The organism is Coleofasciculus sp. B1-GNL1-01 (genome assembly GCF_040220235.1).
In the GTDB taxonomy this organism is placed as follows: domain Bacteria; phylum Cyanobacteriota; class Cyanobacteriia; order Cyanobacteriales; family Coleofasciculaceae; genus Coleofasciculus.
In genome coordinates this window covers 1-12103 of the sequence record NZ_JAVJTO010000167.1, presented here as the reverse complement: position 1 = coordinate 12103, position 12103 = coordinate 1, and the positions used below count along the sequence as shown (strand labels likewise).

Below are 12103 nucleotides of genomic sequence, written 5' to 3'. Positions count from 1 at the left end.
TATTGATATCTGCCTATCAAGGTAGCCGAATCAAAAAAGGAATGCAAAGAGCGGTTATTAAAACTTTACACTTTAGGAAAATATTTAATTTTCCTGCTCTTTTTTGCCCAAGAGAATAGGCTAGTAGACTTGAGAAACCAGGAACATTTCTCACCGTACTAGCCCAGATTAGTTGTTTGTGTTGGAGTTGTTTCTTAATTGTCTTCTATTTTTTACGGCTATGACATCGGCAATAGTTATCAAATAATTTTGCGCGACTTTGCGGATGTCATTTGATAATAATTATGATTAATTATTCCCTGAGCGGTACTTGTAACTTGAGTCGCTGAACATCTCCCTCTTCTCCCACAGCCGGAAATAGGTCAAGGGGATCACCAGAGTTGAGGGTATCTCCCACTACAATTCGTAGGCGATCGCTAATGGCAAAGCTTGAATCCGTAGGATTCATTCCTGCTGCATCTGGAGCAATGGACGAGTTGGTATTGAAGAAAGAACGGTAATCGTTAGATAAACTGCGACGTTGTACAGTCCGTAGGGATTCACCGGATAACGTAACCGAATTGTCATTAGCGCTAAACGGTGAGTCGGACTGAGCTTGGGCAAGAGGGACTAAGCCAAAGACCGCAGTAGTGATGCTTAAAACAACAAGTGTATGGCGTCTCATGAGCGCTCTCCCTGGTTTTATAGTGTTGGAAACTTGCTACTGTTTGAGACTGATTATACTTTCCAGCATACCAAGAGTTTGGCGATAAATTTACAATATGATTAATTTTTTATTGATTTGTTGACCAAATTTGTTACCAAGTTGACCATTTACAGGCTCGGTAATAATCAATAGATCATTGATCAAGTTTCAGCTATGAACCTCTGTCTTGATCATCAAACTCAAATCCCCAGTCTTCATCTTCATCCTCATCCTCCGGTTCCGCTTTGGGTGGGGGTTGGCGGTACGGCGGGGTAATTACTCGATAGTTAGCATCATACACTGTCTCAGATTTGCCAGTCCTTGATTTAGACGTATTAGATTCCCGGTAACTGTAGGAATAAACCGAGTCGGGTTGAGAACGGCGGCTGGGTTCTTGACTTGGTTCGTAACTACTGCGATCGCTTCCGATACTGCGCTCTTGGCGATCGCGCTCTGTTTCCTCTAACACCTCTTCCTCTGGCTGACTCTCCAACTCATCCCAGTCAAACTCGTCCTCTATGGAGGTTGCCGATTCTCCTTCAAAGTTCCACTCTGGAGCAACAGCTTGATCCCAATCAGAACCGGAAGCAGAGGGGGAAGATTTGGGAGGAGGAGGTGGTGGTGGAGGGGGTGGGGGAGGTGGCATTTCTGGTTCACTTTCCTCGGGTTCAGGTTCCTCCTGCTCAAACTCAACATCTGATCGCCAGCGATTTGGAGGCGATGCTTGGGCGGCGCGATCAAACCTCTGAAGCCTCCTGGGTCGAAAACTGAGCAATTGTAAGACTAAACTGGTGAGTATGCCGAGTGCGATCGCCAGTCCTATCCATACCGTCAGAGGCAATGCAACCGTTTGCATTCCCAAAAATACGATAGACAAGACGGGGGCTGACAAATTTGACAAAACAAATATAGCCAGTCCGCCTCCAACCACGCATAACAGGACAATTCGATTCACAGGCATGATCAGTGATTTACACGTATGGATAGAGCGCTTATCTCTAACTTACCGCTTTCTTAACATCTGATCCGTTATAGCGCTACGCGCTACGCGCTAGGCAATAGGCAATAGGCAATAGGCAATAGGCAATAGGCAATAGGCAACACCTCGGACTTCGGCGTGAGGCTTCGACGGTGAGCGCTCAGCCGAACCGCGCTCGGTAACACGCTCGGTGTGGAATATGCAATAGGTAAGGTAGAGTTTTGAGTTAACTTCCCCTGCTCCCCCTGCTCCCCCACCTCCCCTATCCACTCGGTTTGACCGCAACTTGGTATAAATCGTTCAGGGAGCGGATCGCTAACCCGTATTATTAGAAGAGGGGTTAGATTACAACAGTCTTGGCATGACGATTATTTGGGAACTCGATTTCTATTCACGTCCAATATTGGACGACAATCAAAAGAAGCTCTGGGAAGTCTTAATTTGTGAGAGTCCTTTAAACATCCACCAATCCACGGACGACTTATTTCAGTACGCGCAGTTTTGTTCCAACCAGGAGGTCAACTCCTTATGGTTGCGGCAATCCCTAGAAGAGGCGATCGCGAAAGCTGGACAAACACCGACAAAAATTCGCTTTTTCCGGCGTCAGATGAACAACATGATTACTAAAGCCTGCCAAGAGTTAGGCATTCCCGTGATCGCCAGTCGTCGGACATACACGCTGAATCACTGGCTAAACCACCGGATCGAGGAGGTTTATCCCCATCAACCCGGATATCAGTCCTCAGCCGCCGCCTCTTCCTTTGTGCGCTACCAACCTCAGGTTCCTCAACCTTTACCCGACGCCATCCAGGGACAAAAATGGGCATTGGTGAGCTTGGAAGCTGCCGCCTTTGCGGAGATGGAGGAGTGGGACATTGACTTTGGCGAAGCCTTTCCCCTCTCCATGATGGATCTGGCTCCCGATACGCGCATTCCGGGCATGATTATTTTCTCCGATCGCGCCAAAGCCCTAGCTGCATGGATGTCGGGTTTAGAACTAGCGTTTGTTAAATTTCAAGGAGGTGTCACTCCTCGGTTATTACTGGAAACGGGTGCTAGTGATAGCTGGATTTTAGCCAACCTCACCGATGCCCAAACCCTAGCGGAAGCTCAAGGCTTTGAATCTGCCAAAGAAAACGCCCAGTTTGTCCATTTTCTCGCCGTGCAGTCAACGCCAACCTCAGAAACCTTTGCTGGATTTTGGTTGTTGCAAGAATTAACGTAGCGCCGAATGGGTTAGGGGTTTACCACCAATGAGTCAGAAACATAAACAGAATAATTCACCCTAAACATTATGGAGTCTCCGAATTTGTCACCCGCCCTGCCCTCCGAACAACTCTTAGATCTGGCACTCAAAGCTGGAGCCAAGGATGCTGAGGTTTATCAGTCGCGATCGCTGTCTCGCCCTGTACTTTTTGAAGCGAATCGCCTCAAGCGGCTAGAAAGTAGTCAATCAGAAGGGGTGGCGCTGCGCTTATGGAAAAACGGACGTCCCGGATTGGCGGTGGCTTATGGGGCGGTGAATCCCCAAGACTTAGTGGATCGCGCCATCGCTATTAGCGCCTTGAATGAACCAGAATCCGTGGAACTCACACCGGGGGGACATCCCGAACATTATCCCGACTTAGGCAAATCCGTGGCGGTCGAAGACTTGGTTGTCATGGGCAAAGAAGCGATCGCCAAAATTCGGGATGCGAATCCAGAGGTTCTGTGTACCGCCGAATTGGAATGTGAAGCCGAAACCATCCGCTTGATCAACTCTCAAGGCTTAGATTGTCACTACACCGACACCACACTCAACTGTTTTTTCTCGGTCGAATGGGTGCGCGGCGATGACTTTTTATGCGTCTCGGATGGTCAAACCCAACGGGAACAGCTTAATTCCGATAAAGTTGTCAAAGCAATTCAGCAACGCCTCAACTGGGCGCAGAATAACGTTTATCCCCCTATCGGTCAAGTGCCAATTTTGCTCACCGCCAAAGCCGCCGATTTACTCTGGGATACTGTCCAAACTGCATTAAATGGAAAACAAGTCTGGGAAGGGGCTTCCCCCTGGAGCGATCGCTTGGGTCAAGTGGTCAGTTCCCTTAACCTAAGTCTTTCTCAACACCCAAATATCGGTCCCTATAGTTGTCCGTTTGATGACGAAGGAACACCCACCCGACCCCTATTATTAATCCGCGAAGGACAATTGCAGCAGTTTTATTGCGATCGCACCATCGGGCGATTACTGGGAGTTGGCAGTACAGGTAATGGATTTCGCCCCAGTTTAGGCAGTTATCCCACTCCGGGATTAGTCAATATCATGGTGCAACCGGGTAAAGGCTCATTAAGAGACTTACTGATGCAACTGGATGATGGATTAGTCATCGACCAAATCCTCGGTGGTGGGGCTGGCATATCTGGAGACTTTTCTGTCAATGTAGATTTAGGGTATCGCGTCTGCAACGGTACGATCATCGGTCGGGTGAAAGACACCATGGTTGCGGGTAATGTCTACACTGCCCTCAAGCAGATTATTGCCCTAGGTGAAGATGCAGAATGGAATGGTCCATGTTATACCCCATCCTTAGTCTTAGAAGGACTCTCAGTGACGGCTTCTGAGCAAACCTCTATTTTGATTTAGCTCGTTAGGAGAGAGGGGGTGATGGGGTGATGGGGAGCCGGGGAAGCTGGGGGAGCTGGGGGAGCTGGGGAAGCTGAGGAAGTTAACTCAAAACTCTACCTTACCTATTGCCTATTGCCTATTGCCTATTGCCTATTCCCTGTTCCCTTTTCCCTAACAAATGACAAATGACAAATGATCAATCCCATACGTCAATGGTTACTGCCCAAGCGACGTTTGGCGATCGCAGAAGCTTGTTTAATTGGGGTGGTTTCTGCGCTATCCGCCGTGTTACTCCAACACAGTATTGGTTGGCTCGGTTCATGGCGGGTTCATACGTCTGAACAATATCCACCCTTTTTAGTTTTACCCGCGTTCGGATTGGTATTGGGAGCGCTGTCGGGATTCTTGGTTGAGTATTTGGCTCCCGATGTTACGGGGAGTGGTATTCCGCAAATTAAAGCCGCACTTGGAGGGTATCCCATCGCTCTTGATTTGCGGGTGGCGGTGGTTAAACTCGTCAGCAGTATTTTAGCGATCGCCGGAGGACTTACCCTGGGACGCCAAGGACCTACGGTGCATATTGGTGCAGCGTTAGCGGCTCAGTTTAGCCGTTGGTTTCCCACATCCCCTAGCCATCGACGACAGATTATCGCCGCAGGTTCGGCGGCGGGTTTGGCGGCGGGGTTTAATACCCCAATTGCGGGTATTTTGTTTGTGGTTGAGGAGTTACTTCATGATTTTTCCGGGTTAACTCTGGGAACGGCGATTCTGGCTTCGTTTATCGGTGCGGTGATTTCTCGGATTTTAGGGGGGCGTAGTCTTGACCTGAATCTGGAACTGGGTGAAACCACCACCAGTTTCTCTGCTCCAGAAATTCCCTATTATTTGCTGTTAGGTCTTTTAGCGGGATTACTGGCAACCTTATTTAATCGCGGGATTCTATTTTCTCTGACCTTACAGCGCCGCTTTCATGTCTCTTTGGCGGTAAAAATGGGGCTGGCGGGATTAATTTGTGGGTGTTTAGTTTCTCTATTACCCCCAGATTTTCGCAATAATAGCGGCTTGCGAGAGTTGCTAATTACCGGGGAAGCCACTTGGCAATTCACTAGCCTCGCCTTAGTGACCTACTTTTTTCTGGCGATTGTCTCCTATGGATCGGGCGCTCCTGGGGGGTTATTTCACCCGTCACTGGTTTTGGGTTCTGCTCTCGGTTATCTAATCGGCGTCACCAAATTATCCTTTTTAGGGGTTGGAGAACCGACAACTTACGCCTTAGCCGGAATGGGCGCGTTTTTTAGTGCGGTATCTAAGGTTCCTATAACCGCGATCGTGATCATCTTCGAGATTACGGCGGATTTTAATCTAGTTTTACCCTTAATGATCACCTGTGTGGTGTCTTACCTCATTGCGGATCAACTCTCCAAAGGCTCACTTTATCAGCGTCTGTTGGAATGGAGGGGGTATATACCCTCTAATCAAAAGGCAGATAAGGATTCATTGACGGGGTTAACGGCAGAAGATTTGATGCAACGGCGGGTAGAAACTTTATCTCTGGGAATGACCCTGGATGACGCCTTACAGATGGTGTCTCGTTCGACACACCAAGGCTTCCCCGTGGTCGATGGGGGGACGCTAGTAGGGATTATTAGTCAGTCGGATCTCACACAAGCGACAAAAATGCAAGGTAATCCGCCCCGTTGTCCGTTTCCCGGAACCACACCCATCGCCGAGATTATGACATCGCAGCCAATCACGGTAAAACCAACGGCGAGTTTAGTCGATGTCCTGTATTTGCTCAACCGTTACCACCTCAGTCGTCTTCCCGTCACGGAAGGGCGGAAGTTATTAGGAATTATTACTCGCAGCGATATTATCCGAGCAGAATTGGATCAGCTTGATCGGACAACGACTCAGCCTCGATCCCAATTAGAACCCTCTTATGGGGTTTATCAAACCCGATCGCCAGAAACGGGACGAGGACGGTTATTAGTTCCCATCGCTAATCCCCAAACTGCCCCTATATTAGTCAAACTCGCCGCCGCCATCGCCCGTGATCGCGATTATGAATTGGAATGTTTACAAGTGATTCTCGTCTCCCGCAGCACGTCTCCCGCCGAAACGCCAGTAACAACCCTAAAAAGTCGTCGGTTATTACGTCAGGCGGAAAAGTGGGGACGAGATTGGAATATACCTGTTCACACTCAAATACGGGTGAGTCAGGATATTACCCAAGCGATTCTAGACACCATCAAAGAGCGACATATTAATTTAATAATGATGGGGTGGAAAGGCTCAACCTCAAACCCTGGACGCATTTTTGGCGGGGCAGTGGATGGGGTGATTCGACAAGCGCCCTGTGATGTGATGGTCGTGAAATTGGGTGAAATGATGCATCCGCCTTATATTCCTCCCTTCTTTCAGCGTTGGTTGATTCCCATCGCAGGCGGTCCCAATTCGCAACGCGCTTTGGAATTTCTGCCCGCGTTAATTCCCTTAAGTAGTAAACCACCCGATATTCGATTATGCCAAGTCTTTGATCCAGAAGATACGATTACGGATACAACAGCCATAGAAGAAGCTAGCGACTTTTTAAAGGGACAAATAGAGGGTCGGATTCGCCGGATTCCCATTCGCGCCAGTGAGGTGTCTGATGCGGTGGTTTATATCGCCAATAACCAATTATGCGATGTCGTGGTTTTAGGCGCAAGTCGGGAAGGGCTATTACAGCTCATGATTCAGGAGAATATACCGGAAGCGATCGCGCGGCGGGTTAAGAGTACTGTTATTTTAGTTCGCAGTGCGACATAAGGTACAAGGACTCACATCCCCTACGATGAACCCACTCTATTTCACAATAAATTTCACCAACTCGTTATGGTACAAATCATTCAAGCCCAAGATATAGATTTACGCTATCTCCTAGAAAACTATAGACTCCAATTGGTTGAAGACAACCAATTTTTTACCGAGTGGCAGGAAGATTTACCCGATCTATCTGATTCCGACAAACAACAATTAGACAAAGTAAAAGCGGGTTATCTCAATCTGCTTAACTATCCCCCCTTACTAGAGGATGTGGTGAGAATGGCTGTCTTAGACCCTATTCTCTTCATTTGTGATTTTTATCTGGCTCCCTTTTACGTTAAATCCGAACAATCCATTGATATTGTTGAAGAAGATGATGGCGTAATTATCAGGGGAAGAATTGATACATTAGTCTTAAAAAACCAGCTTTGGGTCATGGTTATCGAGTCGAAACGAGCCTCCTATTCCATTGAAGCCGGACTTGCCCAAATGTTAGCGTATATGCTAGGAAATCCCAATCCAGAAAAACCTAGCTATGGCATGATTACCAGTGGAGGAACGTTCATATTTGTCAAATGTGTTCAGGAAGACTATCCCCAATACGCGACATCAAACTTGTTAGCAACTCGCAACCCTGGAGATTTGTACAGCGTTCTCAAAATTTTGAAGCGCTTAAGCCAAATTGTAATTAGTAGTTAACTTTTTTTTAGTTGCCGAGTTTACTGTCAAATGACAAATCATCCCAAAGTTAACCAATCAAAAACCTGATTAATAGTTAGTTCTAATTCAATTTCCCTGAGGATAGGTAACCTCCAGTCCCTACCTTACGGACGCAAGTTTGTGTAGCAGCGACTTGAATCGCCAGGATTTCCGTTATTTTTTCCAGGGAAACTTTGTCCCCATCTCCGTTAGCGCTGAGAAGACTAAATAGAGGATGAGACAGCTAACACCTGCCAGAAAAAAAACTAAATCATTATCCATAATTGGAACCTATATCGTTAAATTAAATGAGTCCTTAATTACATAAGGGCGCAAGCATTGCGCCCCTACATTGTCCTGTGCCATTAGTAATTGAGAACTGCTATACTTGTGTAGATGTAACTTCTCGAATACCATTATTCAACGTTTCTTCTTCGATCCAGAAGACCGACTATTACTACTGCCAAAACCAGAGGAACGATTTCGGGATGAACTCGGCTTAGGTTTCGATTGGCTAGACTGTCTTAAATTGCTACTCCCGTAACCCGAACCCGTGCTTCTGCTACTCGATGAAGACGGGGAGGAACGTGTTGAGGAACCTGTCGATGTTGGTGCAGATTGAGTGGTTGTGGCTGGATTTGTTGTTCCCGGTGAAGCTTGAGGCGTTGTTGATTTATCCGTTGGCGTTGATGGGGTTGTACTGGCTGAATTCGTGGATGCGGGTGAGGTTCTCGGAGTCGTGGTTGACTTCCGCAAGACTCCCGATGTGCGTAACTGATTGTTCCGTACCGCAGGCGGTGGTGTGTCGTGGCTACTTTGATATTTTGCAACCGCTTGGTCATAACTTGAGGCATGATAACCACTATGCAGCACTTGACCCGATTGATAGGGGGGTGGAATATAATAGCGAGGAGAATAAAAATCCAGTTCAATCTCAATCTCCCCGTCACTCTCAAAGGGTTGCCAATAGGTTGATTCCTCACGCACAATTACCATTTCATTGTTCCCGGCTGGTTCGGTAACGGCGTGGATATATTCAATCTGAAACTCTGGACTCAAATGCAAAACCGCTTGGTTATTCTGCATTTGTAGATAACTTTGTTCCCCAGCGTTGAGTTCCTCTGGCGTCAGGGGTATCATTTGCGGGTTCGTGGTACTGTACACCGGGGGCGTGGAGTTCATTAAAAATAAAGTATACTGCCCATTGGCGTCATTGTAGGTCACTTGTTGGAGAGGATACTTCCCATCTGTGAGTCGAGTCTGAGACGATACAGTGTTAGTGTTTTGCTGTCCTACAGACTGAGAATAGTTGGTTGAATCCTGACAAGCCAGTGTTGTCCAACACAGCGCGACACTGAGAAGAACGGGAGTAAATTTGCGGAACCTTCGATGTGGCGTACTCATAACCGCTGCTAAAGAATTTTTCATGGCTACTATTGTAACTTGTAGTATTTAAGGACTGTTTAAACCGGACGCCTCGGTTTAACTCAACGCCAAAGGGGGGTCAGTCTCTGTCTATTACTCAGAATTAGGTCTTGGATTATAGGTGCGATCGCGAGTGTCGTTACATTTCTTAACCAACGTCACCTGTCCCTAATCCTGATAATTTCTTGACAACAAGACACCTATAGTATCCTGATTTTGGGTCAGGCGTCCAGAATAGTGAAGAGAAAACGGATGGAAGAGTAATCGCAATCCTCACATCGATCTAGCAATTTGTAGGAAAAAATGAATAAACGACTATTGAGTGTCAGCCTCCTGTTCCCTATTTTACTCCTTGAGGCAGGTCACAGGTTAGCGCATTCTGGAAGCACAGCAAATCAAGCATTCGTATTTTCCAGACTTAGCCCGAGAACGTCTCAGGTTACACTCGATAGGCAAGAGTCTCCCCCATTTTTCCTGGCTGCTAGGAAAGAAAAACCCAAAACCTGTCGGTGGGCGGGTTATTGTGACGACGAGGATAACCAGGATAATGCGACAAGTGCGATCGCGTGGCGAGATGCCGTGTCTTTCAACGACAATAGAATCAGGACGATGAGGACTTATGGGACTAGATCTACCGAGATTTTATAAAGCGTGCAATCCAAGCAAGCCCTTAACCGTAGGGGAAGTTGAAGATCAGCAGTATTATATTGATTTTTCCCCGGTGAGAGGGAATCGAATTATTCAGTCACTGCGACGCACCATTGCCTTAATTTCCCCCGATGAACCCACTTGCCAACTGTTTACGGGTCATATTGGCTGCGGGAAGTCCACCGAATTGCTGCGACTCAAAGCCGAGTTAGAAAAGCAGGGATACTATGTGGTTTACTTTGAGTCCTCCCAAGACTTGGATATGGCGGATGTCGATATTACGGATATTCTCCTCAGTGTAGCGGGTCGGGTTAGTGAAAGTTTAGAAGCGATTAAAATTAAACTGAACCCCAGTTATTTTGCCAATTTGTTCAGTGAAATTGCCGACTTTCTGCAAACGCCGATTGAACTGAATGCCGAAGCCGAACTCTCGATTGGCATTGGTAAAATTACCGCCAAAACAAAAGAAAGTCCCCGACTCCGCCGTCGCTTACGGGAATATCTAGAACCCCGTACCAGTGGTATTTTAGAATCAATTAATACCGAACTATTAGAACGGGCAACCACGGAACTGCGGCGACGGGGAAAGGCTGGACTGGTAGTGATTGTTGATAATTTGGATCGGGTGGATAATCGTCCACTTCCCTCGGAACGCTTACAACCCGAATACTTATTTATTGACCGAGGCGACCAATTACGGAAACTGAATTGTCATGTCGTTTATACCCTTCCGTTATCATTAACCTTTTCCAATGATGTGGAAATTCTAAAAAATCGGTTAGGGGGTGGATTACCGCCAACAATTTTACCCATGGTTCCTGTGCGCGAACGGGATGGGTCAGAATGTAAAGAAGGGATGGATTTGTTGCGGCAAATGGTCTTAGTGAGAGCATTTCCCCACCATACCCCAGCCCAACGATTCGCCTTACTTCCCGAAGTCTTTGATAATACTGAAACCTTAGATCGTCTCTGTCAAATCAGCGGTGGACATCTGCGAAACTTACTAGGACTCCTATTTGGCTGTTTGCGACAAATGGACCCTCCAATCTCGCGGGATTGTCTAGAAGGCGTAATTCGCGAAAGTCGGGATTACCTCACCTCATCCATTGATGATGAGGAGTGGGAGTTACTGTTTCAGGTGGTACAACAACAGACAGTGAAAGGAGATGTGGAATACACCACTCTGCTGCGTAGCATGTTCGTCTATGAATACCGCGATCGCTATGGGAATTGGTTTTCCATCAATCCAGCGCTAGAAGAGACACAGAAGTTTCAAGATTGGTTGAGAGAAAACACCTAAAATGGCTGTTGCGGTAATCCGGGTTAACAGTAATTGTAGGGGCGGGTTTAGGAATTCAATGATGATACACACCCCTAACAAAACAACGAAACCCGCCCTATCCCCACCGCCAAACCACGAAATCTATCCTAATTTTCAGGCGATCGCATCCCCATCATCCCGATCCTGTAGGGGCGAGTTTAGGAATTCAATGATGATACACACTCCCAACAAAACAACGAAACCCGCCCTATCCCCACCACCAAACCACGAAATCTATCCTAATATTCCAGGCGATCGCATCCCCATCATCCCGATCATGTAGGGGCGGGTTTAGGGATTAAATCATGATACAACACCCCCCACAAAACAACAAAACCCGCCCTTCCCCACCACCAAACCACGAAACCTATCCTAATATTCCACGCGATCGCACACCAATCCTCCCCATCCTGTAGGGGCGGGTTTAGGGATTCAATGATGATACACACCGCAAATAAAACAACAAAACCCGCCCTATCCCCACCGCCAGACAACGAAATCTATCCTAATATTCCACGCGATCGCACGCCAATCCTCCCCATCCTGTAGGGGCGGGTTTAGGAATTCAATGATGATACACACCGCAAATAAAACAACAAAACCCGCCCTATCCCCACCACCAGATAAAGAAATCCCGCCTAATATTCCACGCGATCGCACGCCAATCCTCCCGATCCTGTAGGGGCGGGTTTAGGGATTAAATCATCAGACAACACCCCCAACAAAACAACGAAACCCGCCCTATCCCCACCACCAAACCACGAAATATTCCACGCGATCGCATCTATTAATCGAATGTTTGCGGTGACGCAGGGCGGGTTTTGTATGAAGGTTATTGGTTTTCTCGTCAATTTTGTTCCTAAACCCGCCCCTACAGATTAATCGAATCTTATTGGTGACGCAGGGCGGGTTTTGTATGAAGGTTATTGGTTT

At 47.2% G+C, this 12103-nt stretch carries 11 protein-coding genes; 6 read left to right on the top strand and 5 right to left on the bottom strand.

Annotation, left to right across the window (positions count from 1 at the left end; translation table 11 throughout):
* Positions 1–292: 292 nt before the first annotated feature.
* The 3 genes from RID53_RS35520 to RID53_RS35510 all read right to left on the bottom strand — a co-directional run bounded on the left by RID53_RS35520 (position 293) and on the right by RID53_RS35510 (position 1934).
* Entirely contained in the window at positions 293–664 is a 372-nt protein-coding gene (locus RID53_RS35520) for a hypothetical protein (protein ID WP_446392571.1), read from the bottom strand.
* A 193-nt stretch (positions 665–857) separates the two neighbouring features.
* Complete coding sequence (locus RID53_RS35515) at positions 858–1646, bottom strand: hypothetical protein (RefSeq protein ID WP_446392570.1); 789 nt, start codon at positions 1644–1646, stop codon at positions 858–860.
* Between the two features lie 90 nt (positions 1647–1736).
* Positions 1737–1934 (bottom strand): hypothetical protein, encoded by a 198-nt coding sequence (locus tag RID53_RS35510; RefSeq protein ID WP_446392569.1) that lies wholly within the window; start codon positions 1932–1934, stop codon positions 1737–1739.
* Between the two features lie 91 nt (positions 1935–2025).
* Between RID53_RS35510 and RID53_RS35505 the strand changes: the two genes are divergently transcribed.
* The 4 genes from RID53_RS35505 to RID53_RS35490 all read left to right on the top strand — a co-directional run bounded on the left by RID53_RS35505 (position 2026) and on the right by RID53_RS35490 (position 7776).
* Positions 2026–2889, top strand: coding sequence for a Tab2 family RNA-binding protein (locus RID53_RS35505; protein ID WP_446392568.1), 864 nt, complete (start codon positions 2026–2028; stop codon positions 2887–2889).
* A gap of 69 nt (positions 2890–2958) precedes the next feature.
* Complete coding sequence (locus RID53_RS35500; RefSeq protein ID WP_446392567.1) at positions 2959–4290, top strand: TldD/PmbA family protein; 1332 nt, start codon at positions 2959–2961, stop codon at positions 4288–4290.
* 174 nt (positions 4291–4464) lie between these two features.
* Positions 4465–7080: a chloride channel protein gene (locus tag RID53_RS35495; RefSeq protein WP_446392566.1), complete on the top strand. Its 2616-nt coding sequence runs from the start codon at positions 4465–4467 to the stop codon at positions 7078–7080.
* 66 nt (positions 7081–7146) lie between these two features.
* Positions 7147–7776: a restriction endonuclease subunit R gene (locus RID53_RS35490; RefSeq protein WP_446392565.1), complete on the top strand. Its 630-nt coding sequence runs from the start codon at positions 7147–7149 to the stop codon at positions 7774–7776.
* Positions 7777–8196: 420 nt separating this feature from the next.
* Here the strand turns inward: RID53_RS35490 and RID53_RS35485 are convergent, their stop codons facing one another.
* Positions 8197–9204: a hypothetical protein gene (locus RID53_RS35485; protein ID WP_446392564.1), complete on the bottom strand. Its 1008-nt coding sequence runs from the start codon at positions 9202–9204 to the stop codon at positions 8197–8199.
* Positions 9205–9504: 300 nt separating this feature from the next.
* Here RID53_RS35485 and RID53_RS35480 point away from each other — a divergent pair, with 300 nt between their 5' ends.
* Both RID53_RS35480 and RID53_RS35475 read left to right on the top strand, forming a co-directional pair.
* On the top strand, positions 9505–9849 hold the full coding sequence (locus tag RID53_RS35480; RefSeq protein ID WP_446392563.1) for a hypothetical protein: 345 nt from the start codon (positions 9505–9507) through the stop codon (positions 9847–9849).
* A complete protein-coding gene (locus RID53_RS35475) occupies positions 9821–11149 on the top strand; it encodes an ATP-binding protein (RefSeq protein ID WP_446392562.1) in 1329 nt (442 codons plus the stop codon). The genes RID53_RS35480 and RID53_RS35475 overlap by 29 nt, the downstream gene beginning before the upstream one ends.
* Positions 11150–11808: 659 nt before the next feature.
* Here RID53_RS35475 and RID53_RS35470 read toward each other — a convergent pair.
* Positions 11809–12021, bottom strand: a complete 213-nt coding sequence (locus RID53_RS35470) for a hypothetical protein (protein WP_446392561.1) — start codon at positions 12019–12021, stop codon at positions 11809–11811.
* Positions 12022–12103: the final 82 nt, after the last annotated feature.